At 70.1% G+C, this 26,493-nt stretch carries 25 protein-coding genes; 17 read left to right on the plus strand and 8 right to left on the minus strand.

Annotated features, from left to right (window positions below):
- Nucleotides 1-20 precede the first annotated feature (20 nt).
- The 3 genes from xdhB to uraH are packed head-to-tail and all read right to left on the minus strand — an operon-like array spanning nt 21 to nt 4,200.
- Nucleotides 21-2,393 carry a xanthine dehydrogenase molybdopterin binding subunit gene (gene xdhB / locus DBV35_RS01240; RefSeq protein ID WP_245943802.1) on the minus strand — a complete coding sequence of 791 codons (2,373 nt, stop codon included), beginning with the start codon at nt 2,391-2,393 and terminating at the stop codon, nt 21-23.
- Nucleotides 2,390-3,847: a xanthine dehydrogenase small subunit gene (gene xdhA, locus DBV35_RS01245; RefSeq protein ID WP_108658442.1), complete on the minus strand. Its 1,458-nt coding sequence runs from the start codon at nt 3,845-3,847 to the stop codon at nt 2,390-2,392. The genes xdhB and xdhA overlap by 4 nt, the downstream gene beginning before the upstream one ends.
- 8 nt (nt 3,848-3,855) lie before the next feature.
- Nucleotides 3,856-4,200 carry a hydroxyisourate hydrolase gene (gene uraH, locus DBV35_RS01250; RefSeq protein WP_108658443.1) on the minus strand — a complete coding sequence of 115 codons (345 nt, stop codon included), beginning with the start codon at nt 4,198-4,200 and terminating at the stop codon, nt 3,856-3,858.
- Nucleotides 4,201-4,427: 227 nt separating this feature from the next.
- Between uraH and DBV35_RS01255 the strand changes: the two genes are divergently transcribed.
- From DBV35_RS01255 to DBV35_RS01310, 12 genes are all read left to right on the plus strand, one after another.
- A complete protein-coding gene (locus DBV35_RS01255) occupies nt 4,428-4,823 on the plus strand; it encodes a VOC family protein (RefSeq protein ID WP_108658444.1) in 396 nt (131 codons plus the stop codon).
- 58 nt (nt 4,824-4,881) lie between these two features.
- Nucleotides 4,882-5,337 carry a phosphonate C-P lyase system protein PhnG gene (gene phnG / locus DBV35_RS01260; RefSeq protein ID WP_108660488.1) on the plus strand — a complete coding sequence of 152 codons (456 nt, stop codon included), beginning with the start codon at nt 4,882-4,884 and terminating at the stop codon, nt 5,335-5,337.
- Nucleotides 5,337-5,915, plus strand: coding sequence for a phosphonate C-P lyase system protein PhnH (phnH, locus tag DBV35_RS01265; protein ID WP_108658445.1), 579 nt, complete (start codon nt 5,337-5,339; stop codon nt 5,913-5,915). Before phnG ends, phnH begins: the two co-directional genes overlap by 1 nt.
- On the plus strand, nt 5,900-7,012 hold the full coding sequence (locus DBV35_RS01270; RefSeq protein WP_108658446.1) for a carbon-phosphorus lyase complex subunit: 1,113 nt from the start codon (nt 5,900-5,902) through the stop codon (nt 7,010-7,012). Before phnH ends, DBV35_RS01270 begins: the two co-directional genes overlap by 16 nt.
- Nucleotides 7,009-7,857, plus strand: coding sequence for an alpha-D-ribose 1-methylphosphonate 5-phosphate C-P-lyase PhnJ (locus DBV35_RS01275; protein ID WP_108658447.1), 849 nt, complete (start codon nt 7,009-7,011; stop codon nt 7,855-7,857). Before DBV35_RS01270 ends, DBV35_RS01275 begins: the two co-directional genes overlap by 4 nt.
- On the plus strand, nt 7,854-8,372 hold the full coding sequence (locus tag DBV35_RS01280; protein ID WP_108658448.1) for a GNAT family N-acetyltransferase: 519 nt from the start codon (nt 7,854-7,856) through the stop codon (nt 8,370-8,372). Before DBV35_RS01275 ends, DBV35_RS01280 begins: the two co-directional genes overlap by 4 nt.
- A complete protein-coding gene (gene phnK / locus DBV35_RS01285; RefSeq protein WP_108658449.1) occupies nt 8,369-9,151 on the plus strand; it encodes a phosphonate C-P lyase system protein PhnK in 783 nt (260 codons plus the stop codon). The genes DBV35_RS01280 and phnK overlap by 4 nt, the downstream gene beginning before the upstream one ends.
- Nucleotides 9,152-9,153: 2 nt before the next feature.
- Entirely contained in the window at nt 9,154-9,858 is a 705-nt protein-coding gene (gene phnL, locus DBV35_RS01290) for a phosphonate C-P lyase system protein PhnL (protein WP_108658450.1), read from the plus strand.
- Nucleotides 9,855-10,466 carry a DapH/DapD/GlmU-related protein gene (locus tag DBV35_RS01295; protein WP_108658451.1) on the plus strand — a complete coding sequence of 204 codons (612 nt, stop codon included), beginning with the start codon at nt 9,855-9,857 and terminating at the stop codon, nt 10,464-10,466. Before phnL ends, DBV35_RS01295 begins: the two co-directional genes overlap by 4 nt.
- Nucleotides 10,467-10,641: 175 nt before the next feature.
- A complete protein-coding gene (locus DBV35_RS01300; protein ID WP_157961526.1) occupies nt 10,642-11,301 on the plus strand; it encodes a DUF1045 domain-containing protein in 660 nt (219 codons plus the stop codon).
- Nucleotides 11,302-11,304: 3 nt separating this feature from the next.
- Complete coding sequence (locus DBV35_RS01305; RefSeq protein WP_108658453.1) at nt 11,305-12,435, plus strand: alpha-D-ribose 1-methylphosphonate 5-triphosphate diphosphatase; 1,131 nt, start codon at nt 11,305-11,307, stop codon at nt 12,433-12,435.
- Nucleotides 12,436-12,667: 232 nt separating this feature from the next.
- Nucleotides 12,668-14,764 carry a putative bifunctional diguanylate cyclase/phosphodiesterase gene (locus tag DBV35_RS01310; protein WP_170134858.1) on the plus strand — a complete coding sequence of 699 codons (2,097 nt, stop codon included), beginning with the start codon at nt 12,668-12,670 and terminating at the stop codon, nt 14,762-14,764.
- A 30-nt stretch (nt 14,765-14,794) separates the two neighbouring features.
- On the opposite strand, the gene DBV35_RS01315 is transcribed toward DBV35_RS01310, so the two are convergent.
- Both DBV35_RS01315 and DBV35_RS01320 read right to left on the minus strand, forming a co-directional pair.
- A complete protein-coding gene (locus tag DBV35_RS01315) occupies nt 14,795-15,874 on the minus strand; it encodes a metallophosphoesterase family protein (protein WP_108658455.1) in 1,080 nt (359 codons plus the stop codon).
- Nucleotides 15,871-16,776, minus strand: coding sequence for a diacylglycerol/lipid kinase family protein (locus DBV35_RS01320; protein WP_108658456.1), 906 nt, complete (start codon nt 16,774-16,776; stop codon nt 15,871-15,873). The genes DBV35_RS01315 and DBV35_RS01320 overlap by 4 nt, the downstream gene beginning before the upstream one ends.
- 148 nt (nt 16,777-16,924) lie before the next feature.
- Here DBV35_RS01320 and DBV35_RS01325 point away from each other — a divergent pair, with 148 nt between their 5' ends.
- The 4 genes from DBV35_RS01325 (at nt 16,925) to DBV35_RS01340 (ending at nt 22,016) form a co-directional block, all read left to right on the plus strand.
- Complete coding sequence (locus DBV35_RS01325) at nt 16,925-18,376, plus strand: YcjX family GTP-binding protein (RefSeq protein ID WP_245943803.1); 1,452 nt, start codon at nt 16,925-16,927, stop codon at nt 18,374-18,376.
- The gene (locus tag DBV35_RS01330; RefSeq protein ID WP_205648418.1) at nt 18,373-19,419 is read left to right on the plus strand and encodes a YcjF family protein; all 1,047 of its coding nucleotides are present in this window, start codon (nt 18,373-18,375) and stop codon (nt 19,417-19,419) included. Before DBV35_RS01325 ends, DBV35_RS01330 begins: the two co-directional genes overlap by 4 nt.
- 6 nt (nt 19,420-19,425) lie before the next feature.
- On the plus strand, nt 19,426-20,613 hold the full coding sequence (locus DBV35_RS01335; RefSeq protein ID WP_108658458.1) for a vWA domain-containing protein: 1,188 nt from the start codon (nt 19,426-19,428) through the stop codon (nt 20,611-20,613).
- Nucleotides 20,614-20,690: 77 nt separating this feature from the next.
- Nucleotides 20,691-22,016 (plus strand): DUF3754 domain-containing protein, encoded by a 1,326-nt coding sequence (locus tag DBV35_RS01340; protein WP_108658459.1) that lies wholly within the window; start codon nt 20,691-20,693, stop codon nt 22,014-22,016.
- Nucleotides 22,017-22,049: 33 nt separating this feature from the next.
- Here DBV35_RS01340 and aroQ read toward each other — a convergent pair whose 3' ends face one another.
- Nucleotides 22,050-22,496 carry a type II 3-dehydroquinate dehydratase gene (aroQ, locus tag DBV35_RS01345; protein WP_108658460.1) on the minus strand — a complete coding sequence of 149 codons (447 nt, stop codon included), beginning with the start codon at nt 22,494-22,496 and terminating at the stop codon, nt 22,050-22,052.
- 55 nt (nt 22,497-22,551) lie between these two features.
- Nucleotides 22,552-23,232, minus strand: a complete 681-nt coding sequence (locus DBV35_RS01350) for an aspartate/glutamate racemase family protein (RefSeq protein WP_108658461.1) — start codon at nt 23,230-23,232, stop codon at nt 22,552-22,554.
- A 138-nt stretch (nt 23,233-23,370) separates the two neighbouring features.
- Between DBV35_RS01350 and alaS the strand changes: the two genes are divergently transcribed.
- Nucleotides 23,371-26,010, plus strand: a complete 2,640-nt coding sequence (gene alaS / locus DBV35_RS01355) for an alanine--tRNA ligase (RefSeq protein ID WP_108658462.1) — start codon at nt 23,371-23,373, stop codon at nt 26,008-26,010.
- 74 nt (nt 26,011-26,084) lie between these two features.
- Here alaS and DBV35_RS01360 read toward each other — a convergent pair whose 3' ends face one another.
- On the minus strand, nt 26,085-26,489 hold the full coding sequence (locus DBV35_RS01360) for a DUF4112 domain-containing protein (protein WP_108658463.1): 405 nt from the start codon (nt 26,487-26,489) through the stop codon (nt 26,085-26,087).
- Between the last annotated feature and the right edge of the window lie 4 nt (nt 26,490-26,493).

The raw sequence follows: 26,493 nt of genomic DNA on the forward strand, positions 1-26,493 counted from the left end.
GGCCGGGCAGGGGCGGCGGTTCAGCCCGCCGCGTCGAGCGCGGCGAGGATCCGTTCCGGCGTCGCGGGGGCGTCGAGCGCGGGGAAGGCGCCCGTGGCGGCGGCGATCGCGGCGCCGATCGCCTGGTGCGCGGAGATCGCGAGCATCAGCGGCGGCTCGCCCACGGCCTTGGAGCGGCGGATCGTCGGCTCGCGATTCTCGCCCTTCTTCCAGAGCGCGATCCGCATCTCGATCGGCCGGTCCGAGGCGGTGGGGATCTTGTAGGTGGACGGGGCGTGGGTCGCGAGGCGGCCCTTCCGGTCCCACCACAGCTCCTCCATGGTGAGCCAGCCCATGCCCTGCACGAAGCCGCCCTCGATCTGCCCGAGATCGACGGCGGGGTTCAGCGACCGGCCGACATCGTGGAGGATGTCGGTGCGCAGCATCCGCGTCTCGCCGGTGAGGGTGTCGATCGCGGCCTCGGTCACCGCCGCGCCATAGGCGAAATAGTAGAAGGGCCGGCCGGCGGCGCGCGCGCGGTCCCAATGGATCTTCGGCGTCGCGTAGAAGCCGGTCGAGGAAAGCGGCACGCGGGCGAGATAGGCGTCGTGGACGAGCGCGTCGAAGGGAAAGCGCGTCGACCCCGCGTGCACCCAGCCGCCCGCGAACACCACCTCGGCCGGGTCCACCCCGGTGCGCGAGGCGGCGAAGTCGGCGAGGCGGTCGCGGATCTTCGCGCAGGCGTCGTAGGTCGCCATCGCGTTCATGTCCGCGCCGGAGGAGGCGGCGGTGGCGGACGTGTTCGGCACCTTGTCGGTCCGCGTCGCGGTGATCTTGACCCGGCTCAAGGGCAGCCCGAACACGTCGGCGGCGACCTGCGCCACCTTGATGTAGACGCCCTGTCCCATCTCGATGCCGCCGTGATTGATCATCACGGAGCCGTCCTTGTAGACGTGCACCAGCGCGCCGGCCTGGTTGAGGAAGGTCGTCGTGAAGGAGATGCCGAACTTCACCGGCGTCAGCGCGATGCCGCGCTTGATGATGGGCGAGGTCTCGTTCCAGCGGGCGATCTCGGCGCGGCGGGCCGCATAGTCGGCGCTCGCCGCGAGCTCGTCGATGATCTCCCCGATCACCGCGTCCTCGACCTCCATGTGATAGTGCGTCGTGCGCATTTCGGCCGGCATCGCCGCGCGGTAGATGTTGGCGCGCCGCACCTCGAGCGGATCGCGCCCGAGGGCGTGGGCGACGTGCTCAATCACCCGCTCGATCCCCACCATCCCCTGCGGGCCGCCGAAGCCGCGGAAGGCGGTGTTGGAGCAGGTGTTGGTCCGCCAGCGGTGGGAGATCACCTCCATCGCAGGGATGGCGTAGGTGTTGTCGGCGTGGAACATCGCCCGGTCGCAGATCGCGCGGCTGAGGTCGAGCGACCAGCCGCAGCGCGCGTGCTGGACGAAGCGCACGCCGAGGAGGCGGCCGTCCTCGTCGAACCCGGCCTCGTAGTCGATCAGGAACTCGTGGCGCTTGCCGGTGATGATGAAATCGTCGTCGCGGTCGGGGCGGACCTTGGCCGGGCGTCCGGTGACACGGGCGGCGAGGGCGGCGACCGCCGCGAAGAGGTTGCCCTGCGTTTCCTTGCCGCCGAAGCCGCCGCCGAGGCGGCGCGCCTCCACCGTCACCGCGTTCGCGGGCACGCCGAGGACGCGGGCGACGACCTCCTGCGTCTCCGAAGGGTGTTGGGTGGAGGAGACGACGTGCATGTCGTCGTCCTCGCCCGGCGTCGCGACGGCGATATTGCCCTCCAGCGAGAAGTGCTCCTGGCCGCCGATCTCCATCCGGCCGGAGACCGTGCGCGGCGCGGCCGCGATGGCGGCCGCCGCGTCGCCGCGCGCCATGCGGTAGGCCTCGTCGACCTCCTCGCCCGCCTCGATCGCCTCCTCGATGGTGATGACGGGCACGTCCTCGACGATCTCGTAGATCGCACGCTCGGCGGCCATGCGCGCGGCGCGGCGCGTCCTCGCGACGACCGCGAAGAGGGGTTGGCCGTGATAGACGATCTCGGCGACCCCGCCTTCGAGGGCGAGCATGATCTCGTCGTGCACCACCGGGCCGACATTGTTCTCGCCGCGCACATCGTCGCCCGTGAGGACGGCGACGACGCCCGGCGCCTTCTCCACCTGGTCGAGATCGGCGGTGAGGCGGCCCTTGGCGAACTTCGCGCAGGCGATGTGGACGTGGACGAGGGCGGCGGGCTCGGGGATGTCGTCGGCGTAGATCGCCCGCCCGTCGACGTGCTTCTCCCCCGAATCGTGCGGGCGGGGCTGGTGCGTCTCGCCCTCGGCGGTGTGGGGCGTCGGCAGCGGCGGGTCGGGATAGAGCCGGCCCGGCTCCTCGACCGGCAGTCTTTCCTGCATCATGCGGCGACTTTCCGCCCGGCCCGGCCGGCAAGGCGCGTCTCGGTGCCCGGCGCGGTCCGCTCGATGAAGTCGCGCTTCAGGAGGTTCTGCGCGACGCGCAGGCGATAGGCGGCGGAGGCGCGCTGGTCGGAGAGGGGGGAGAAATCGTCCGCGAGCGCGGCGGCCGCGGCGGCGACCACGTCCGCCCCATAGACCTTGCCTGTGAGGGCGGCCTCGGCCGCAAGGGCGCGCTTCGGCGTCCCCGCCATGCCGCCGAAGGCAAGCCGAGCCTCGGCGACGACGCCGACCTCCAGGAGGAGCGAGAACGCGCCGAGGACGGCGGTGATGTCGGAATCGAAGCGCTTCGAGACCTTGTGGCAGGTGAGCCGGTCGAGCCCCGCGGTCGGGATCAGGATGCGGCGGACATATTCGCCCGGCTGGCGGTCCTGCTGGCCGTAGGCGATGAAATATTCCTCGAGCGGCAGCCGGCGCGGCCCGTCGCGGTGGCCGAGCTCCAGCACGGCTCCGGCGGCGATGAGGGCGGGCGGCAGGTCGCCGATGGGCGAGCCGTTCGCGATGTTGCCGCCGACGGTGCCGGCATTCCTCACCTGGAGCCCGCCGAAGCGGCGCATCATCTCGCCAAGATGCGGCCAGGTCTCGCCGATCGCGGCGGCGAAGGCGCTGTTCGTCACCGCCGCGCCGACGATGAGGTGGCCGTTGTCGCGCTCGATCGTCTTCAGCGTTTCGAGCCGGGCCGTCGACAGGATCATCGGCGGATCGAAGAGGCGCTTGGTGATCCAGAGCCCCACATCGGTCGCGCCGGACAGGATCGTCGCGTCGGGCGCGTCGGCGAGCGCCTCGGCGAAGTCGGCCTCGGTGTCGGGGATGTGGTAGCGGCGATCGTCGAACCGGTAGTCGAGGGCGGGGATCGCGGCGAGGGCGGCGGCGCGCTCGGCGTCTGCGGCCGGGCTGCGCATCGCGTCGGCCTCGCCCGCGCTCGCCGCGGCGGCGTCGAGGATCGGGCCGTATCCGGTGCAGCGGCACAGATTGCCGGCGAGGCGGTCCTCAATGGCGGGCCGGTCGTCCCGCTCGAACGGCTCGCGCGACCAGAGCGACATGACGAAGCCCGGCGTGCAGAAGCCGCATTGCGAGGCGTGGCGCGCGGCCATCTCGCGCTGGATCGGGTGCGGCTCGGTCCCGCCGATCCCCTCGACGGTCACGATCTCGGCCCCGTGGACCATCGGCAGGGCCATGATGCAGGCGTTCATCGCCCGCGTCGTCAGCGCGTCGCCATTGGGGCGGCGCACGGCGACGGTGCAGGCTCCGCAATCGCCTTCCGCGCAGCCCTCCTTGGTGCCCGTCAGCCCCTTGGCGCGCAGCCATTCGAGGAGCGTCGTCGTCGGATGGGCATCCGCCACCTCGACCGGTTGGCCGTTCAGATAGAAACTGATGGTCGCGGCCGGCGTGGCGCTCATAGGCGGTGTCAGCTCCCCCGATAGGTCGTGTAGCCGTACGGCGAGACGAGCAGTGGCACGTGATAGTGCGCGCCCTCGTCGGAGACTCCAAACGCAATCACCACGGTTTCGAGAAAGGCGGGATCGGGCAGGTCGAGGCCCAGGCGGCGGTAATAATCGCCGATCTCGAACTCCAGCGTGTAGCTGCCGAGGAGGAAATCCTCCCCCGCCAGGAGGGAGGGGACGCGGCCGTCCGCGTCGGTGGTGCCGCGGGCGATCGGCTCGCCCTCGGAATCGAACAGGCCGACCGCGACGCCGGACGCCGGCATTCCGTGCGCCGTGTCGAGGACGTGGGTCGAAAGATAGCCCGTCATGCCGCCGCTCCCGCGCTGTGCCGACCACGCCGGCGCGCCATCACGGCACACTTCGCGGCAAGGCTCAACCGGGGAAAAGCGCGCTCGGCGCGGGGGTGATCGGGTGGCGGCGTCATGCGGTCTCCATGGCGGTCTTGGCGCGATGCAATCGGCGTGCCCGCGCGAGGGTTCGATTCGGGGCGCCCCTTTCTGCTAGCGTCCCGGATCGACACCAAGGAGGCGAATTCATGGCGGAACGTGCGAGCACCTTTCTGATGTTCAACGGGCAGGCGGCGGAGGCGATCGCGCTCTACCGGGAGCTGTTCCCGGCCATCAGCGTGGACCATATCGAGACCTACGCCGAGGGCGAGCCCGGCGCGCCCGGAACGGTGAAGCACGCCGCCTGGTCGCTCGCGGGGCAGAATTTCGCCGCGATCGACACGCCGATCTCGCAGGGCTTCACCTTCACCCCGTCGATCTCGATCGTCGTCGATTGCACGGACGAGGCCGAGATCGAGCGCGTCTTCGCGGGTCTGGCCGAGGGCGGGTCGGTGATGATGCCGCTCGACACCTACCCGTTCAGCAAGAAATTCGGCTGGGTTCGCGACCGTTTCGGCGTCTCCTGGCAGCTCAGCCTCGCCTGAGGCGGGGTGGGGGGTGTAGCTTCATCCCATCGTCATGTTCCCGGACTACCAGCGCGCCATGTCCGATCCGATCCCACCGACATCCCGGCGCGAGGCGCTCGCGGTGCTCGCGCTTGCCGACGCGGCGACGCTCGCCGACCTCTGGTCCGCCTACGAGCCGAAGCCCGCCCACACCGTGGTGCGCGGGCCCGAGACCGGGCTCGTCATGGTGAAGGGCCGCATGGGCGGGGGCGGTGCGCCGTTCAATCTCGGCGAGGCGACGGCGACGCGCTGCGTCGTGACGCTCGCCGATGGGGAGGTCGGGTTCGGCCACGTCCTCGGCCGCGACGGGGAGCGGGCGCGGCTCGTCGCCCTCTTCGATGCGCTCGGCCAGAGCGCAGCGCATGCCGCGCGGGTGCGGGATGAGGTGATCGCGCCGCTCGCCGCCGCCCGCGCCGAGGCGAACGCCGCCGAGGCCGCCGAGACGGCCGCGACGCGCGTCGAGTTCTTCACGATGGCGCGGGGGGACGATTGATGGACGCCGCGATCCTCGAAGGCGGCTTCCGCGACGCGACGCTCGACGCGCAGCGCGTCTTCCGTGCCGTGCTGTCGGCGCTCGCCGAGCCCGGCACGGTGCATGATCTCGGCGAGGCCGCCCGCCCGCCGCTGCCGCTGACGCCCGCCCTCGGTGCCCTCGCGCTCGCCCTGTGCGACGCCGAGACACCGGTCTGGCTCGCGCCGTCCTACGAAGGGCGGCCCGGCGACTGGATCACCTTCCAGACCGGGGCGCGCGTCACGCCCGAGCGTGCGGCGGCGGCCTTCGCCTTCCTCGACGCGCCGGACTTCGACGCCTTCCCGATCGGCACCGAGACCTATCCCGACCGCTCCGCGACGCTGATCCTGCCCGCCGCCTTCACCGGCACCACCTTCACGCTGCGCGGTCCGGGGATCGAGGCGAGCCGGGACGTCGCGCTCGCCCTTCCGGCCGAGTTCGCCGCGCGGTGGCAGGCGAACCGGGCGCTCTTCCCGTGCGGGCTCGACCTCATCCTGGTGGACGGGGCGCGCATCATGGGCCTGCCGCGCACAACGGAGGTCGCATGTACGTCGCGGTAAAGGGCGGCGAGGCCGCCATTGCCAACGCGCACCGGCTGCTCGCCAAGGAGCGGCGCGGGGATCCGGGCGTGCCGGGGCTCACGATCGAGCAGATCGTCGGGCAGCTCAGCCTCGCCGTCGACCGCGTGATGGCCGAGGGCTCGCTCTACGACACCGAGCTCGCCGCGCTCGCGGTGCGCCAGGCGCGCGGCGACATGATCGAGGCGATCTTTCTCCTGCGCGCCTACCGCACCACGCTGCCGCGCCTCGGCTCCAGCGAGCCCGTGGACACCGGCGCGATGCGGATCCGCCGGCGTATCTCCGCGACCTTCAAGGATCTGCCGGGCGGCCAGGTGCTCGGCCCGACCTTCGACTACACCCACCGCCTGATCGAGCCCGACCTCGAGGCCCCCGCCGGGCCGCTCGCGACCGCCGAGCCCTCCGGCGCGACGCCGCGCGTGACCGACGTTCTCGGCCATCAGGGGCTCATCGAGCCGGACGGTGCCGGGGAGGAGACGCCGGGCGACATCACGCGCGATCCGGCCGACTTCCCGATCGGGCGCGACATGCGCCTCCAGGCCCTCGCGCGCGGCGACGAGGGTTGGCTCCTCGGCCTCGCCTACTCCACGCAGCGCGGCTACGGCCGCAACCATCCCTTCGTCGGCGAGATCCGCATGGGCGAGGTGGCGGTCGAGATGTTCGTCCCAGAGCTCGGCTTCGCGGTGGTCCTCGGCGAGATCACGCTGACCGAGTGCCAGATGGTGAACCAGTTCAAGGGGAGCGCCACCGAGCCGCCCCAGTTCACGCGCGGCTACGGCCTCGCCTTCGGCCGGGTCGAGCGCAAGGCGATGGCGATGGCGCTCGTCGACCGCGCGCTGCGCGCCGACGAGTTCGGCGAGGACCGCGTCGCCCCGGCGCAGGACGAGGAGTTCGTCATCGCCCATTCCGACAACGTGCAGGCGACGGGCTTCGTCGAGCACCTGAAGCTGCCCCACTATGTCGACTTCCAGGCCGAGGTCGGGCTGATCCGCATGATGCGCGCCGAGCACGAGGCGCGCAAAGCCGCCGCCGACGGCGCGGCGGGCGAGGACGGCGACCAGCGGGAGGCCGCCGAGTGAGCGCGCCGACCTACAATTTCGCCTATCTCGACGAGCAGACGAAGCGGATGATCCGCCGTGCCCTCCTGAAGGCGGTGGCGATCCCCGGCTACCAGGTCCCCTTCGCGAGCCGCGAGATGCCGATGCCCTATGGGTGGGGCACCGGCGGCGTGCAGGTGACGGCCTCCATCATCGGCCCGGACGACGTCCTGAAGGTGATCGACCAAGGCTCCGACGACACCACCAACGCCGTCTCGATCCGCGCCTTCTTCGCCCGCGTCGCCGATGTCGCGACGACGACGCATACCGAGGCGGCAACGGTCATCCAGACGCGCCACCGCATCCCCGAGCGGCCGCTGGAGGCGGGACAGATCATCGTCTTCCAGGTGCCGATCCCCGAGCCGCTGCGCTTCCTGGAGCCGCGCGAGACCGAGACGCGGGTGATGCACGCGCTCGCCGAATACGGCCTGATGCACGTGAAGCTCTACGAGGACATCGCGACCCACGGCCATATCGCGACGACCTACGCCTATCCCGTGCTCGTCGAGGGGCGGTACGTGATGGACCCGTCCCCGACGCCGAAATTCGACAATCCGAAGATGAACAACTCACCCGCCCTCCAGCTCTTCGGGGCCGGGCGCGAGAAGCGGATCTACGCCCTGCCGCCCTACACCGAGGTCATCAGCCTCGATTTCGAGGACCACCCGTTCGAGGTGCAGGCCTTCGAGGAGCCCTGCGCGCTCTGCGGGGCGACGGGCGTCTATCTCGACGAGATCGTGACCGACGATGCGGGCGGGCGGATGTACGCCTGCAGCGACACCGATTTCTGCGAGGGCCGGCGCATGGCAGCGGAGGCCGCCGAATGAGCGACTATGTGCTGCGGCCGCCCGAGGCGCGCGACGTCCCCTCCCTCACGCAGATGACGAACCTTCCCGGCGTGCGCGCCGGGACGCAGCGCCTGCCGTTCGAGGGCGAGCAGCAGGTCGGCCGCCGCTTCCTGGAGCGGCCGGTGAACCAATATTGCGTCCTCGCGGTGCGGGGCGAGGTGGTGATCGGCTGGGCCTTCCTGGAGCGCGGCAAGGGGCGCAAGTCCCACAGCGCCGGCTTCGGCCTCGCGGTCCATGACGACCATTGGGGTCGCGGCGTCGGCCAAGCGCTGACCGAGGCGATGCTCGACCTTGCCGACAACTGGCTCGGCCTCGTGCGCGTCCATCTCGACGTGCTCGCCGACAACACGCGCGCCATCGCGCTCTATGAGCGCCTCGGCTTCGTCCATGAGGGGCGGCTGAAGGCCGACGTGCTGCGCGAGGGCGTCCTGATCGACAGCCTCGTCATGGCGCGCATCCGCCCCGCCCCGACCCCCACCGGAGACGCGGAATGAGCGACGGCGAGGGGCCTCTCCTCCAGGTGGCGGGCGCGACGCGCTATTACGGCGCGCGCGTCGGCTGCGCCGACATCTCGTTCGATCTGTGGCCGGGCGAGGTGCTCGCCATCGTCGGCGAATCGGGGTCCGGCAAGACGACCCTCCTCAACTGCGTCGCCCAGCGGCTCGACCTTTCCGCCGGCACCGTCTCCTACCGGATGCGGGACGGTGCGATGCGCGACCTCGCGACGCTCACCGAGGCGGAGACGCGCTTCCTCGCCCGCACAGACTGGGGCTTCGTCCACCAGAACCCGGCCGACGGGCTGCGCATGAGCGTCTCGGCCGGTGGCAATGTCGGCGAGCGGCTGATGGCCGTCGGCGAGCGCCACTATGGCCATATCCGCGACACCGCGATCGACTGGCTCGGCCGCGTCGAGGTGCCGGCGGACCGCATCGACGACGCGCCGCGCACCTTCTCCGGCGGGATGCGCCAGCGCCTCCAGATCGCGCGCAATCTCGTCACGAGCCCGCGCCTTATCTTCATGGACGAGCCCACCGGCGGGCTCGACGTGTCGGTCCAGGCGCGCGTCCTCGACGTGCTGCGCCGCCTCGTCTCCGAACTCGGCCTCGCGGCGATCCTCGTCACGCACGATCTCGGCGTCGCCCGGCTCCTCGCGGACCGGATGATCATCATGAAGGGCGGGCGGATCGTGGAGGAGGGTCTGACCGACCGCCTCCTAGAAGATCCCCAGCATCCCTACGCACAGCTCCTCGTCTCCGCGATCCTGACGGTGTGACGATGACCGACACGATCCTCAGCGTTCACGGCCTCTCCAAGGTCTTCACGATGCACCTCCAGGGCGGGGTGCGGCTGCCGGTGGTCGAGGGCGCGACCTTCGACGTCGCGGCTGGCGAATGCGTGGTGCTCGGCGGCCCGTCGGGATCGGGCAAGAGCTCGGTCCTCAAGATGGTCTCCGGCACCTACGGGGCGAGCGCGGGGTCGATCCTCGTTCGCCACCGCGGCGCGATGGTCGACACGACGCGCATCTCGGCGCGGGAGATGATCGCGGTCCGCCGCGAGACGATCGCGAACGTCACCCAGTTCCTGCACGCGATCCCGCGCGTCTCCGCGCTCGATCTCGTGGCCGCCGAGGCGCGGGGGCTCGACCCCGAGGCGGCGCGCGGCAAGGCGGGCGAGCTCCTCGCGCGGCTGAACCTTCCCGAGCGGCTCTGGGGGCTCCCGCCCGCCACCTTCTCCGGCGGCGAGAAGCAGCGCGTCAACATCGCGGCCGGCTTCATCCGCGAGGCCCCGCTCCTCCTCGTCGACGAGCCGACCGCGAGCCTCGACGCGGTGAACCGCGCCGTGGTGGTCGCGATGATCGAGGAGAAGAAGACGGCCGGGACCGCGATCCTCGGCATCTTCCACGATGAGGCGGTGCGCGACGCGGTCGCCGACCGGATCGTCGACGTCACGCGCTTCGCCCCGGCGGCGGCCGCGGCATGAAGCTGTCCGAGACGCCGCGGATCCACGAGACGGCGGTCGTCCTCGGCTCCACCGTCGGCCGCTACACCGAGATCGGCGCCCACACGCGCCTCGATGACTCGGCGATGGGCGACTACAGCTACATCGTCGACTACGGGCAGATGATGTTCGCGACCGTCGGCAAGTTCTGCTCGATCGCCTCGCATGTGCGCCTCAACCCGTCGAACCATCCGATGGAGCGGGTGACGAGCCACCACTTCACCTACCGCGCCGGCGACTATTTTCCGGACGCCGAGAACGACGCCTCGATCTTCGAATGGCGCCGCGCCCATGCGGTCCATGTCGGGCACGATGTGTGGATCGGGCACGGGGCGACGGTGATGCCGGGCGTTTCGATCGGCAACGGCGCGGTGGTGGGCGCGGGCGCCGTCGTCACGCGCGATGTCGACCCCTACACCATCGTCGCCGGCGTCCCCGCCCGGCCGCTGCGCCGCCGCTTCGCTCCCGACATCGCCGACCGGATCGACGCGCTCGGATGGTGGGACTGGCCGCACGCCAGCCTGCGCACCGCCCTCGCCGATTTCCAGCGTCTCGACGCCGCTTCGTTCCTGGAAAAATACGAGCGCTGACGGCGTCTCGCGCGCTGTTGCCACACTGTCACGAAAGTGTGGGAACGACGGAAGCGCGCGTTGCCCCGCCCCGCACTTTGCGCCGCCATCGGGCCGAAAGATGGTATCGGCCTCTTGCGCGGACGGCCGCAATCGGCCACCCGGTCCTGTTCGATTGAGCGAAAGTGAGACCCTCTTGAGGTACGCCGTCTATCTGACGCCGCCGCGCGGCGCTCCCTTCCTCGGAGCGGCCGAACGCTGGCTCGGGCGTTCGGCGTTCACCGGGACGGTCAGCGAGCCCGAGGCCCCGGTCGAGGCCCGCGCCGCGACGCCCGCGCGCTACGGCTTCCACGCCACGATGCGCGCCCCGTTCCGCCTCGCCGACGGGGCGTCCGAGGGCGATCTCGTCGCCGCCTTCCATGATTTCTGCGCCGAAAACCCGCCCCTCTCGGTCGCGCTGGAGATCGCCGAGCTTTCCCACTTCGTGGCGCTCGGGGCGGTCGACACCGCGCCGGTCGTGGCGGCGGGCGAGGCGGCCGTGCGCGCCTTCGAGCCCTGGCGCGCCGCGCTCGACGAGGCGGACCTTGCCCGGCGCCAGCCCGCGCTCCTCGATGCGCGCGGACGGGAGCTTCTCGACGCGTGGGGCTATCCCTATGTGATGGAGCGCTTCGTGTTTCACATGACGCTGAGCGGGTCGCTCGACCCGGCAGCGGTTCCGGAGGTCAAGCGCTGCGCCGCGGCCCATTTCGAGCCGCACCTCGCGACGCCGCAGACCCTCCACCACGCCCTATTCCGGGAGGACGAGCCGAACGGCCCGTTCACCATCATTGCCACCCAAGATGACCGGGACGCCTGAGCCGTGACCATCCTGACCAATGCCCGCATCGTTCTCGACGACGAGGTGATCCACGGCCACGTCGTGATGGAGGACGGGATCATCAATGCGATCGGCGAGGGGGCGGCCGCCGGCGAGGATTGCGAGGGCGACTATGTCGTCCCCGGCCTCGTGGAGCTGCACACCGACCATCTGGAAGGCCACATCTCGCCCCGCCCGCGCGTGCGCTGGAACACGACGGCCGCCATCCAGGCCCATGACGCGCAGATCGCCGCCTCCGGGATCACGACGGTGCTCGACGCGCTGCGCGTCGGGCTCGACGCCGATTCCTCGCTGACCTCGGAGGATTCGCGTCAGATCGCCGACGTGATCGCCGCCGCGCAGGACGAGGGGCGGCTGCGCGTCGACCACCGCTTCCACCTGCGCTGCGAGGTGTCGGACGAATACGCGCTCGGCGGGTTCGCCCTCTTCGACGACATGCCGCGCGTCGCGCTCGTCTCGCTGATGGACCACACGCCCGGCCAGCGCCAGTTCCGTTCGCTCGACGCCTACCGCGCCTATTTCCAGACGAAGAGCGGCATGTCCGACCCCGAGTTCGAGCGCTTCCAGGCCGAGCGGCGCGAGCGGGCGGCGATCTGGTCCGACAGCAACCGCCGCGAGCTTGCGATCCGGGCGAAGGCGCGTGGTGTGATCATCGCGAGCCACGACGACGCGACCGAGGCGCACGTCGCCGAGGCAGTCCGCGACGGCGTGACGCTGGCGGAGTTCCCGACGACCATCGACGCCGCCGTCGCGTCGCGCGCCGCGGGGATGAAGATCCTGATGGGCGGACCCAATCTCGTCCGCGGCGGGTCGCATTCGGGCAATATCTCGGTGGGTGAGCTCGCCGATATCGACGCGCTCGACATCCTGTCCTCCGACTATGTGCCGTTTTCGATGCTCCAGGCGGCCTTCGTCCTCGGCGAGCGCGAGGGGTGGACGCTGCCGCGCGCCATCGCGACGGTTACAAAGAACCCGGCAGCCGCGGTGAATCTCACCGATCGCGGCCGGATCGCGGTGGATTATCGCGCCGACCTCGTGCGCGTCCGCTGTCACAATGACGGCGACATCCCGGTGGTGCGCGCCGTCTACCGCGCCGGTGCCCGCGTCGCGTGAATCTCAACCCGTGGGACTTGACGCGCAATTCGCGTTGCCGTGCAATACAAGCTATGCATCCATGCAAGACACGTGCAACGAGGGCCGGGTTGATCTAGGTTGGCGGGACAAGCGCCTGCAGCTGCCGGTTTTTCCAACGAGGCGCGCTTGCGTCCAAACTTAGGGTAGAATGCAACGGACCACACAGGATAGGTGCGCCCAGAGCGATAGCGAATCCGGCGCGGAAACCGGTGTGTCCGTCAGTGCATCCTCGGAACGGCGCGATCCGCGCCTGACGCGATTGGCCGAACTCGCGGCCAAGGCGCTCCAGATGCCGGTCGGCCTGATCGATCTCGCGGACGGGCGACCCCTGGTGGTGGGCGCGGACGAGGCCGAACGATGGGCCGCGCACTGGACGCCGCCCGCCTCCCGCGACGGACCCGCGATTTCGCTGGTGGACGGCCCGTCCGGACCGCTGACGGTGGTGGCGATCCCGGTGGTCATCAAGGGCCGCCAGGCCTGGATCGGCGCGATCGGCCGGGGCGATGCGCCGCCGCCCGCCAGTGTCCTCGCCGTGCAGCACCTCATCGCCGAGCTTCAGGCCGAGACGGTGCGCGCGGCCGACACGGCGCGGAGCTGGCTCGCCCGCCTCGAACACGAGAACCGGCAGATGAACCGCGCCCAGCGCCTCATGGGCGTCGGCACGGTCAATTACGACTTCCTGGAGGACCAGCTCGACCTGTCGCCCGCGGCGGTCGACATTCTCGGCGGCGGCCGGTTCGGCTCGCTCGGCGACCTCCTCATCGCCTTCGACCCGTTCGACCGCAGCTTCGTTCACCGCGTCCTCACCGGTGTCGGCTCGCGCGGGGACGTGTTTGATTTCGAGCGCGAAATCGATTCCGGCGACGGCGGCCGCCGCCTCGTGCGCGTCAACGGCGAGGTGATGCGCGCCGAGGGTTCGCCGAGCTACATGTTCGCGACTGTGCACGACATGTCGTCCCTGCGCGGCGACGCGTTCGACCCGCGCACCAGCGCCGAACACGACCGCCTCACCGGCGTCTATAACCGATCCATGCTCGACGCGACGATCGCGAAGGCGACGCTGCGGGCGGGCGAGCAGCGCGTCCACGCCGCGCTCTTCATCATCGACGTCGACAACTTCAAGGACATCAACGACACCTACGGCCGCGAGGCGGGGGATGATGTCCTGCGCTTCGTCGCCCGCGCGCTCGCGAGCATCATCCGCGGCTCCGACACCGTCATCCGCCTCGGCGGGGACGAGTTCGCCGTCGTCATCTCGGGCCTGCCCCATCTCGACGGGGTGAACGAGCTCGCCGGCCGCATCCGCACGATCCTGACCTCGCGGGTCAATGTCGGCGCGACGATGGTCGAATTCTCCGTCTCGGTCGGCGTCGCGGTCTACCCGGAAGACGTGTCGGAGGGGGTCGACGCCTACCGCGCCGCCTCGCAGGCGCTCTTCGAGGCGAAGGCGGAGGGCGGCAACCGGCTGAAGCGGTTCGACCCGGCGCTGCGCGAGCAGCGCGAGGAGCACCGCGCCTTCACCGCGAGCGTCAGGGCCGGCCTCCTGCGCAACGAGTTCCTGCCCTTCTTCCAGCCCAAGCTCGACCTGCGGACCGGGACGGTCGTGGGCTTCGAGGCGCTCTGCCGCTGGCGCCATCCGGTGCGCGGCACGCTGGGCCCCGCCGCCTTCTTCCGCGCGTTCGAGGATCGCGATATCGGCGGCCCGCTCTCCGACGTCGCCCTCGTCGGCTCGTTCAAGGCGGTGCGCGGCTTTCACGAGTACGGCGTCTCGCCCGGCCACATCGCGGTGAACCTCAACCAGACCCAGCTCGAGCGGGTCGATCTCGTCCCCCAGGTCGAGCGGCTGACCAAGGAATATGGCGCGGAGCCGAGCGAGATCCTGTTCGAGGTGGTCGAGAACGTCCTCATCCGCGACAAGCGCGTCGTCTACGACAATCTGACCGAGCTCTTCCATCGCGGCTACCGCGTGGCGCTCGACGATTTCGGCACCGGCTTCGCCTCGCTGACCCACATCCGCGAGCCCTTCATCCGCGAGGTGAAGATCGACCGGAGCTTCGTCACCAACTCGGCCCTCAACCCGCTCGACCGGCAGATCGTGGCGGCGATCGTGCAGATGGCGCGCAAGCTCGGCCTCAGCGTGGTCGCCGAGGGGATCGAGGACGAGGAGACGATCAAGAACCTGCGCAGCCTCGGCTGCACGCTCGGCCAGGGCTTCGTCTTCTCCCACGCCCTCCCGTTCGAGGAGGCGCTTCAGTTCGTGGGACGGCAGGAGCGGATCATGGCGCTCCTCGACGATTCGCGCCTCTGACGGACGCCGGCCGGAAGGGCGGCGGCGCGGCTAGCTCTTGCGGCTCGGCGTCTTCGGCCGCGTGCCGAGCCCCAACCTGGCGCGCACGGGGTCCTTCTTCGCCTTGTCCTTCTCCCGGTCCCGCTCGCGGTCCTTGGATTTCGGCTTCTCCGCATCCTTCGCCGGCAGCTTCCCGCGGCTGATATCGCGGCGCTCCTCCAGCTCCTTCACCGCCTCGCGCAGCGCCTCAAGCTCCTCCTCGTCGTCCTCATCGAAGACGGTCGAGGAGTGGGCGTGGCGCTCGATGAAGACGAGGGGCTCCTCCTCGCGCTGCCAGCCCTTGCGGCCCCAGATCACCGGATGGACGGCCAGTTCGTCCTCCTCGATCTCGATCCGGTTGAAGCTGTTCGGCTCGCCGCGAGTGCGAGAGGAGAGGGCGGTGCCAGCCTGGATCACCGTCACCCGCTGGCCGGGCTGGGTGCGCGAGGCGACGACGGCGCCGACATCTTCCGGGGTGTGGAAGGCGGCCGAATAGGTGCGGTGGAGGTGCCCGGCGGTCACGAGGTCGACGCGCTGCTCCGCGAAGGCGGCGAGCGCCTTCTGCGCCCGGCGCACCATCACGCGCGGCCGGTCGGAGAGGTCCTCCGCGTCCTCGGCGATGAAGGGGTGATGGGCGACCACGATGCGGAAGGCGCTGTCGCGCGCACGGGCGAAGCGGTCGGACAATTCGTCGATCTGGCTGCGCGAGAGGCTGCCGTGCGACCAGTCGAGCCGCAGCGACATGCGCCGCGCGGTGTTGAGGCCGACGACCGCGACATCGCGACCGAACCAGCTCGGCTCCAGCTCGCGATGGACGTAGGAGTGCCAGCGGCGATAGGGCGCGAAGAAGCGCTCGCCGAGCGCATAGGGCGTGATGTCGTGATTGCCGGGGACCGCGATCACCGGCGCGTCGAGCGCGTCGATGAAGGCGCGGGCGCGCTCATATTCGTTGTGGCGCGCGGCCATGGTCAGGTCGCCCGACAGAATGATGAGGTCCATCTTCTCCCGGTTGAGCTCGTCGATGAGCGCTGCCGTCGTCTCCGGGTCCTCCGAGCCGAAATGGAGGTCGGAGATGTGGGCAAGGAGCGTCATGCGTGAACCTCTTGCACGTCAGGTTTGGCGAACACGGACACCTCGCCCGAATGCACCTCGATCGGGCACGGAGATGGCACGAGGACGCGCTCCCCGTCCAGCATCGCATGAAGTCTGCGTCGCGGCCCGCGAATTTCCGCGCTTGTGACGATGAGCTGTTCGACATGCGGATCGTCGGCGAGCGCGCCGAACGCGCCGCGCACCAGGAGGCGGGCGAAGTCCACGCCCGATTCGGGGTGGAGCGCGAACACCGTCAGCTTGCCGCCGGTGACGCTCGCCCGGTGCGGCACGGGGAGGAGCATCGGGTCGAGCGTGCCGACCACGATCGCGAAGGAGCGCGCCGTCATCGTGCGCGTCTCCCCGTCCGGGGTGGTCGCGGTCAGGACGTGGTTCGGGTCGCGCGGCAGCGTCGCGAGGGCGTGGAGGCCGAGCCAGATGCGGTCGAGCATCCGCATCCGCCCGCGCCGGTGCTCGCGGTGGACGCCGATGCGCACCGGCAGGCCCGTGAAGGCGGCGTGGAGGAAGACGTTGTCGCCGATCGTCGCGTAGTCGACCTCGCGCGTGTGGCCGCCGGTGATGACCTTCGTCGCCTCGATCGGGTCGATCGGGATGCCGTAATCGTGGGCGAGGAGGTTCATCGTCCCGCCCGGAATGATGCCGATCGGGCGGCCGCCGCCGCGATGGGCGGCGATCGTGGAGCGGATCGTCCCGTCACCGCCCGCGACGACGACCATGTCGGACGGGGTTTCGACGCTCTTGGCGATCTGTTTGCCGATCGATCCTTCGAGGGGCGTGACGCTGACGCCCCCCTCTTCGAGGCACGCGATCACGTTGTCGCGTGCGTTTCCGTGGTGGAGGTAGGTGCCGGAGGACGTGTTGAAGATCAGGACAGCGGATGGCATCGCAGACTTTTCATGAGGGGCCTACAACAACGCGCTTGGCGGGCATCCGTTGCGCCGGCAGCCGGGAAACCGCGCGTCAACGGGGCCTGCCGTCTGTTCAGCGGCGCACCCTGCCCTTAAGTGAGACCGCGGACAAGGGAGAGATGGATTGCGGCAAAGGCTCAGGCGGATCGAGGACCAGGCGCGTCTCGCCGCCACCACCTTGCACGAGCGCTTCGGCGGGATCATGGCCCCGACGCTGCGGCTCGGCGTCACCGGGTTGTCGCGCTCGGGGAAGACGGTGTTCCTCGCCGCGCTCGTCCACAATCTCGTCCATGGCGGCCGCCTGCCCCTCTTCGCGGCCTACGCGGAGGGGCGGCTGTCGAACGCCGCCCTCGCGCCGCAGCCGGATGACGAAGTGCCGCGCTTTCCCTACGAGGACCATGTCCGCGCGCTCGTCGACGAGCGGGTCTGGCCGGCCTCGACCCGGCGGATCGCGCAGCTTCGCGTCACCATCGAGTACGAGACGGCGCGCCTCCTCGGCCGCCGCTTCGGGCCGGGGCGGCTCCACCTCGATCTCGTCGACTATCCGGGCGAATGGCTCCTCGACCTTCCCCTGATGCACCTCTCCTTCAAGGATTGGTGCGCGACCTCGCTCGACGAGGCGGCGCGGCGGCCGGCCGAATCGCGCCACTTCCGCGGCGATCTCGACGCGCTCGACCCGCTCGCCCCGGCGCGCGAGGCTGACGCGCAGCGCCTCGCCGAGACCTTCACCGCCTACCTCCAGGCCGCGCGCGCCGACCCGCACGCGCTCGCCTCCCTGCCGCCCGGCCGCTTCCTGATGCCGGGCGACATGGAAGGCTCGCCCGCGCTCACCTTCGCCCCGCTGCGCCTGCCCGAGATCGACGAGATGCCGGCCGGCTCCCTCTGGGCGATGATGGAGCGGCGCTACGAGGCCTATAAGACGCACGTCGTGCGGCCTTTCTTCCGCGACCATTTCGCCCGGCTCGACCGGCAGATCGTCCTCGTCGACGTGCTTGCGGCGCTGAATGGCGGGCCGGAGGCGCTCGACGAACTGCGCCGCGCCATCACCTCCGTCCTTTCCTGCTTCCGCACGGGGCGTCTCTCCTTCCTCGGCTCGCTCGTCGACCGGCGGATCGACCGGATCCTCTTCGTCGCCACCAAGGCCGACCACATCCACCACACCGACCACGACCGGCTGGAGCGGATCCTCGAACACCTCGTCGCCGAGGCGAAGGCGCGGGCGCAGTTCACGGGCGCGGCGGTGGATGTCGCGGCGATGGCGGCGGTGCGGGCGACGCGCGAGGCGAGCGTCACGCGCGACGGCGAGGTCTGGCCGACCATCGTCGGCACGCCGATGGCGGGGGAGCGCATCAACGGGCGCGTCTTCAACGGGGAGTCGGAGATCGGCCTCTTCCCCGGCGACCTGCCGAATGACCCCTCGGCGGTGTTCTCCGAGGAGCGGGACGAGTATGGTGTGACGACGATGCGATTCCGCCCCGGCCGGGTGGAGCGCTCGAACACCGGCCTCACCCTGTCGCTGCCGCACATCCGGCTCGACCGCGTCCTGCAATATCTGATCGGAGACCGCCTCTCGTGAACCGACGCCGCCCCACGATCTTCGAAATCGACGAGGTGGCGTTCGAGGAGGATTCGGCCTTCGACGAGGCGCCGCGCGAGACCTACCGCGCCCGGCCGCAGCCGGACGAGGGGTTCGAGGCGGAGGAGGCGGCCCCGCTGCCGGTGCCGATCGAGCCGGAACCGCTGAAGAAGCGACGCCGGATCACCTGGCTTTCCCTCTTCACGATGGGCATCTCGGGCCTTGCCGCCCTCGCCCTCTCGATCTCGCTCTATGCGTTCGTGGAGGATCTTCTCGCGCGCATCCCGGCGCTCGGCTGGGTCGCCGCGGCGCTGACGGCGGTGATGCTCCTCGGCCTCCTCGGCATGGTCGGTCGCGAGTGGATCGCGCTGCGCCGGCTCAAGGAGGTAGAATCGCTGCGCCGCCGGGCAGACGAGGCCGTCATCAACGACGACCGTCATCAGGCGCTGGCCGCGCTGAAAGAGCTGATCGACCTCTACGACGATCGCCCGGTCACCGCCCGCGGCCGCAAGGCGATGAAGGGCCACATGCGCGAGATCATCGACGGGCGCGACCTCATCGCGCTCGGCGAGCGCGAGATCCTCGGCCCGCTCGACCGTGAGGCGATCGCGGAGATCGTCGGCACCGCGCGGCGCGTCGCGGCGGTGACGGCGCTCTCCCCGCGCGCGCTGGTGGACCTCGCCTTCGTGATCTTCGCCGCGCTCAGCCTCGTGCGGCGCATCGCGACCATCTATGGCGGGCGGCCGGGCACGCTCGGCTTCCTGCGCGTCCTGCGCCACGCCATCGCGCACCTCGCGGTGACGGGCGGCATGGCGGCGGGGGACAGCCTCGTCGGCGAGGTGATCGGCAAGGGCATCGCGGCGAAGCTCTCCGCCAAGCTCGGCGAGGGCATCGTCAACGGGCTGATGACGGCCCGCCTCGGCCTCGCGACGCTCGACGTCCTGCGCCCGCTGCCCTTCACGGGCACGCGCCGTCCGCGCATCAACGACATCCTGCCCGAGATCGCCCGCATCGTGCCGCGCAGCAAGGACGGGAAGGAGTAGGCGGCGATGTTCACGCCGCTCTTCGAGGGGCTGCGCGAGGAGGGCGTTCCGGTCTCGCTCCGGGAATATCTCGCGCTTCTGGAGGCCATGGAGAAGGGCCTCGACGACACCGACATCGAGACCTTCTACCACCTCGCCCGCACCATCCTCGTGAAGGACGAGACGAAGATCGACGCGTTCGACCGCGTGTTCGGCCGCGTCTTCCACGGCATCGCGGCCCTCTCTGAGGCGGAGGACGGGGTCGATGTCGTCGACCTGCCGGAGGAGTGGCTGCGCAAGCTCGCCGAGCGCGTCCTCTCGGCCGAGGAGATGGCGAAGATCGAGGCGCTCGGCGGCTTCGACGCGCTGATGGAGACGCTGCGAAAGCGCCTCGCCGAGCAGGAGGGCCGCCACCAGGGCGGCTCCAAGTGGATCGGCACGGCGGGCACCTCGCCCTTCGGCGCCTATGGCTTCAATCCGGAGGGCGTGCGCATCGGCCAGGCCGAGAGCCGCCACCGCCGCGCGGTCAAGGTCTGGGACCGGCGCGAGTTCCGCGACCTCGACGGGGATGTGGAGATCGGCACCCGCGCGATCCGCATCGCGCTGCGAAAGCTGCGCCGCTTCGCCCGCACCGGCGCCACCGAGGAGCTGGACCTGCCGGCGACGATCGATGCGACGGCGCGCGAGGGTTATCTCGACGTGCGCACCCATCGCGAGCGGCAGAACAACGTGAAGGTGCTCCTCCTCCTCGATGTCGGCGGGTCGATGGACGACCATGTCGCCGTCTGCGAGGAGCTGTTCTCGGCGGCGAAGTCGGAATTCCGCTCGCTGACGCACTACTACTTCCACAACTGCGTCTATGAGGGGCTGTGGACGTCGAACCGCCGCCGGCGCACCGAGCAGACGGCGACGCTCGACGTCATCCGCACCTTCCCGCCCGACACGCGCCTCGTCCTCGTCGGCGACGCCGCGATGAGCCCTTACGAGATCGTGACCCCCGGCGGCTCGGTCGAGCATTGGAACAAGGAGGCGGGGGCGATCTGGATGCAGCGCCTCCTCGGCCACTTCCCGAAGGCGGCGTGGATCAACCCTGTCCGGAGGGACCTCTGGAGTGTCACGCAGTCGACGCAGATCCTCTCCAAGCTGATGGGCGGGCGCATGTTCGAGTTGACTCTCGACGGGCTCGACGGCGCAATTAACGAATTGCGCCGGTAGGCGAAGGCCGAACGGCACGGGGAGATGCGGCGCGCGCCGGCCACCGGCCGAGGCCGCACGAGGGAGGACTGCGAGGAATGGATGCGACCATGGCCCCTCCGGCCCGGCCGCTGAGCCGCTACATTCCGCTTACGCGCCATGCGGTGATCGCCGACCTCTGCGCGAAGCTCACCGGTGACGATGACGGAGACCGCGACGCGTTCGCCCAGGTTGCCCTCCGCCTCCAGCGCCATCGCGGCCACGGCTACCGCCTCCTCGCCGAGGAGATCCGGCGCTGCTACCTGCCCTTCAGCCCGGACCAGGACACGGTGCGCGTCATCGAGTTCTCGCCCGAGGAGCGCAAGGCGATGGGCGACCGCCTCGCCGGGCTCATCAAGCATCTCCTCGAACGGGCGAACTACACGCGCCTGTCGAACGACGAGCTGACCGAGATGCTCTCGGCCCAGTCGCCCTATTCGCTGCGCATCGAGGTGGACCTTGCCGAATATGACGTGATGCACGTCTTCGTGCGCGACTCCTTCGACGAGACGCGCACGACGCGGCGGCCCGAATGGGCCTACCTCCTCAAGGAGCGCTATACCGTCCACATCTACCGCCGCCTCTTCGTCTTCCTGAAGCTGAAGTCGGACGAAATGCGCGCGAAGGAGATCGCTGAGGCGGAGTCCATCACCGAGGCGAAGGCGCTGAAGCTGGTCGCGAAGCGGCGCAAGCAGCTCCCGACGGGGACGAGCACGGACTTCATCTACGTGAAGGTCTTCAAGGACATGCCGCAGCATGACCTTCAGATCCTGTTTCCGCTGCGCCGCGTGCAGTTCCGCCCGTTCGACAAGATGAAATTCTACGCGACCGCCGGCGGCGGCACGCTCTTCGGCGTCTTCACCACGACCGGCAAGGTGCTGGCGGCGAGCAATCCGTTCACCGCGGTCGGCGCGCTGATCGCCTTCATCGGCCTCCTCGCCCGGCAGATCTCCACCTTCTTCAACCAGCGCACGCGCTACATGATGGAGCTGGCGCAGAAGCTCTTCTTCCACAATCTCGCGAACAACCGCGCCGCGCTCGCGCTGCTTCTCGACCGGGCGGAGGAGGAGGACGTGAAGGAAGATCTCATCACCCTCTCCTTCGCGGCGGGGCGCACGGTGCCGGAAGACGGGCTCGACGGGCTGAAGGACGAGATCTGCGCGAGCCTTTCGGAGCGCTACGGCGTTTCGGTGAATTTCGAGCTGCCCGACGCGCTCTCGCGCCTCGAGGAGGACGGGCTCGTCACGCGATCAGGCGGGATGGTGCGCTTTCCGACCCTCGCCGCCGCGGCGGATCGGCTCGAGGCGATCCTGAAATCGGACGATGCGGACGACGAGCGGCACCTGTGCGACGAGGCGCCGGCGGACGCGGTGGCCGAGGTCTGAGCCGCCGCGCCGTCGCCGTCCGGCGAGCCGTGGTCAGCCCTTCGGGCCGACGAGCGACACCATCTTCTGCAGGGCGAGATCGTAACCCTCGGTCCCGAAACCGGCGATGACCCCGTCCGCGCGCAGCGAGACGTAGGAGAAGTGGCGGAAGGATTCGCGCTTGTGCACGTTCGAGATGTGCACCTCGATCACCGGCCCGTCGAAGGCGTTCAGCGCGTCGAGCACCGCGACCGAAGTGTGGGTGAAGGCGGCGGGGTTGATGATGATCCCGGCCGCGATCTCCCGCGCCTCGTGGATCCAATCGATGATCTGATATTCGGCGTTCGACTGGTGAAAGCGGACCGCCATGCCGTGCCTGGCCGCGCGCTCGGCGCACATCGCCTCCACGTCGGCGAGCGTCACGTGTCCGTAGATCTCCGGCTGGCGTTTCCCGAGGAGGTTCAGATTGGGTCCGTTGAGGACCATGATTGTCGTTGTCATTGGTCGTCCCAGGTGAGTTCGGGGGCGACCATACACGCTCAACAGGTTTGTGCAGCTACGCCGCCGCGGCGTGGGCTCCGGCGCCGGCGCGCGCGAGGAGGACGAGGCCGAGCGCGTGGGCGGTCGCCGCCTGCGTCGGCTCGATCACCGGCACACCCAGCGCCTCGGTGAGGGGCGCGCGGTGGCGGGCCATGCCGGCGCAGCCGAGGATGATCGTCTCCGCCCCGTCGGCGACCAGCGCGCGCGAAACCTCGAGGACGCGCGGGAAGGCGGAGGCCTCCTCGGCGGCGGCGACGGAGAGGTGGAGGGGCCCCGATCCCGCCCACCGGCTCGCCACCCCCATCTCGCGGAAGGCGCGGGACTGGCGCTTCACGGAGGCCGGGCCGAGCGCGACCACGCCGAACCGGTCCCCCTGCATCAGGGCCGACATCACGGCGCACTCGCGGATGCCGAGGACCGGGCGCGTCGTCGCCTCGCGGCACACGGCGAGGCCGGGGTCGGAGAAGCAGCCGATGATGAAGGCGTCGACATCGGTCCGCTCCAGGACGATCTCGCGCAAGGGGAGCGTCACCGCCTCCACGTCGCGCTGCGTCTCGACGCCGAAGGGGCCGGAGGCGAGCGTCATCGCCTCGATCCGCGGCCCGCCGGGGAGGGCGAGCGCGGTGACGGCCTCGGCCATGCCGGCCGTGACGTCGGGGTTGGAGTTGGGGTTGATCAGGAGAATTGTGCCGGTCATGACATTCCGCTGCCGCCCGCTGGGGCCAAGGCTGGATGATGAGAGATGCGGGCAGGGCGCGTCAACGCGCGTTGCCCGTCGACATTTCACGGCGGAGTCGCTACCTCCGCCACTGGACATGAGCGAGGAGCCCCACAGGTGAGTGGCGTCAACGACATCCGCGGCAAGTTCTTGGACTATTTTGCGAGCGAAGGTCACGAGATCGTCGCGTCGAGCCCTCTTGTGCCGCGCAACGATCCGACGTTGCTGTTCACCAACGCGGGCATGGTGCAGTTCAAGAACGTCTTCACCGGCGCCGAGCATCGCCCCTATGACCGGGCGGTGACGAGCCAGAAATGCGTGCGCGCCGGCGGCAAGCACAACGATCTGGAGAATGTCGGTTACACGGCCCGGCATCACACCTTCTTCGAGATGCTCGGCAACTTCTCCTTCGGCGACTATTTCAAGGAACGCGCGATCGAGCTCGCGTGGCGTCTCGTCACGAAGGAGTTCGGCCTCGACCCCGACCGTCTCCTCGCGACGGTCTATGCCGAGGACGACGAGGCGGCGATCCTGTGGAAGAAGATCGCCGGCCTGCCGGACCACAAGATCATCCGCATCGCGACGTCGGACAATTTCTGGCAGATGGGCGACACCGGCCCGTGCGGCCCGTGCTCGGAGATCTTCTACGATCACGGCGACCACATCTTCGGCGGCCCTCCCGGCTCGCCGGACGAGGACGGTGACCGCTTCATCGAGATCTGGAACCTTGTCTTCATGCAGTTCGAGCAGGAAGCGGGCGGGGTGCGCCACAACCTGCCGAAGCCGTCGATCGACACGGGCATGGGCCTCGAGCGCATCGCGACGATCCTGCAGGGCGTCCACGACAATTACGACATCGACCTCTTCCGCGCGCTGATCGCCGCGGCCGAGGACGCGATCGGCGCGAAGGCCGAGGGCGCGGCGAAACCGAGCTTCAAGGTCATCGCCGACCATCTGCGCGCGACCTGCTTCCTGATGGCCGACGGGGTGCTCCCGTCCAACGAAGGCCGCGGCTACGTGCTGCGCCGGATCATGCGCCGCGCGATGCGCCACGCGAACATGCTGGGGGCGACGCAGCCTGTCTTCTACAAGCTCGTCCCCGCGCTGACGCGGGAGATGGGGCAGGCCTATCCGGAGCTGCGCCGCGCCGAAGGGCTCATCATGGAGACGACGCAGGCCGAGGAGGTCCGCTTCGGCCGCACCCTCGCGCGCGGCCTGACGCTCCTCGAGGAGGCCGTCGCCGACCTCCAGCCGGGCGCCGCGCTTCCGGGCGAGACCGCCTTCAAGCTCTACGACACGTACGGCTTCCCCTACGACCTCACCGAGGACGCGCTGCGTCCGCGCGGGCTGAGCGTCGACCGCTCCGGCTTCGAGACGGCGATGGAGGCCCAGAAGGCCGAGGCGCGGCGCCACTGGGCGGGTTCGGGCGAGGCGGCGGACGACAAGGTGTGGTTCTCGATCCGCGATCGCGTGGGCGCCACCGAATTCCTCGGCTACGACACGACGGTCGCGGACGGCGCGGTCGTCGCGATCGTGGTCGACGGGCAGGAGGTCGACACGCTGGAGGCGGGGAAGGAGGCGCGCGTCGTCTTCAACCAGACCCCGTTCTACGGCGAGTCGGGCGGCCAGGTGGGCGACCAGGGCGTCGCCGTCGCCGGGGACGCGCGCTTCGTCATCACGGACACGCAGAAGGTGGCGAACGGCCTCTTCATCCATCGCGGTACGCTGGAATCGGGCACGCTCGGCGTGGACGACGGCATGACGCTGACGGTGGACGAGAGCCGGCGGAACGCGATCCGCGGCAACCACTCGGCGACGCACATCCTGCACGAGTGCCTGCGGCGTGTGCTCGGCGATCATGTCGCCCAGAAGGGCTCGCTGGTGGCGCCGGAGCGGCTGCGCTTCGACTTCTCACACGCCAAGCCGATGTCGCGCGAGGAGCTCGCCGTGGTCGAGGTCGGGGCGAACGACCGCGTGCGCGAGAATGACGAGGTCGACACGCGCGTCATGGCGATCGACGAGGCGATGCAGTCCGGCGCGCGCGCCCTCTTCGGCGAGAAATATGGCGACGAGGTCCGCGTCGTCTCGATGGGGCGCGACGGCAACCGCCGCTTCTCGGTCGAGCTGTGCGGCGGCACGCACGTCAAGCGCACCGGCGATATCGGCCTCATCGTGCTGACGGACGAGAGCGCCGTCTCCTCGGGCGTGCGCCGTCTCGAGGCGCTGACGGGCGAGGCCGCGCGCCAATATCTCTCCGGCCAGCGCGACCAGCTCCGCGCCGTCGCGGCCGCGATGCGGGTCGCGCCCGACGATGCCGCCGCCCGCGTCGAGGCGCTGGTGGAGGAACGCCGCCGCCTGGAGCGTGACCTCGAGGAGGCGAAGAAGCGCCTCGCCCTCGCCGGTCCCGCGCAGTCCGAGGCGGCGAAGACGGTGGCGGGGGTGAGCTTCGTCGGCCGCGTGGTCGACGACCTGCCGGGCAAGGCGCTGAAGGGCCTCGCCGACGAGGCGCGCGATGCGGCGGGGTCGGCGGTGGTCGCGATCGTCGGCCGCGCCGAAGGGCGCGCGAGCGTCGTCGTCACGGTGAGCCCGGACCTCGTCGACCGGTTCGATGCGGTGGCGCTGGTGCGCGCTGGCTCCGAGGCGCTCGGCGGCAAGGGCGGCGGCGGCCGGCGCGACATGGCGCAGGCCGGCGGCCCTGACGCGGCGAAAGCGGACGAGGCGATCGCCGCGATCGTCGCCGCGATGGAAGCGGCCTGAGTGTCAGACACGAAAAAGCCCGGTGCCTCCTGCGAGGCGCCGGGCCCTTCGATCCGTCCGACGGGACGCTGCGTCTAGAAGCGACGGGGGTGCGCCTGGTTGCGCTCCAGCTCGCGCTTCAGGATCCGCATGTTGCTGCGGTTCGCCTTCCACATGACGTCGAACACCGAGCCGAGCAGCGGGATCGACCCCAACACCGTGTCTCCGGCGACATTCGCGGCCATGCGCGCGATGGTGCGCTTGCGCGCGCCCATGCGGTACGCCTGGATCAGCAGATAGGACGATAGGAAAAAGCCCACGAGGTCGCCGATGCCCGGCACGAGGCCGAGGATCGAGTCGAACCCGAACCGGATTCCGAACAAGCTGAACTTGGAATCCAGCCAGATGGCCAGATTGTCCAGCTCACGGGTCGACGGCGTGCCACCAGAAACGGCCCGGCGGTCACTGGCCCAGCGGTCAAACGTGATCGTGCGCGCCATACGC

It is taken from the genome of Acuticoccus kandeliae, assembly GCF_003073115.1.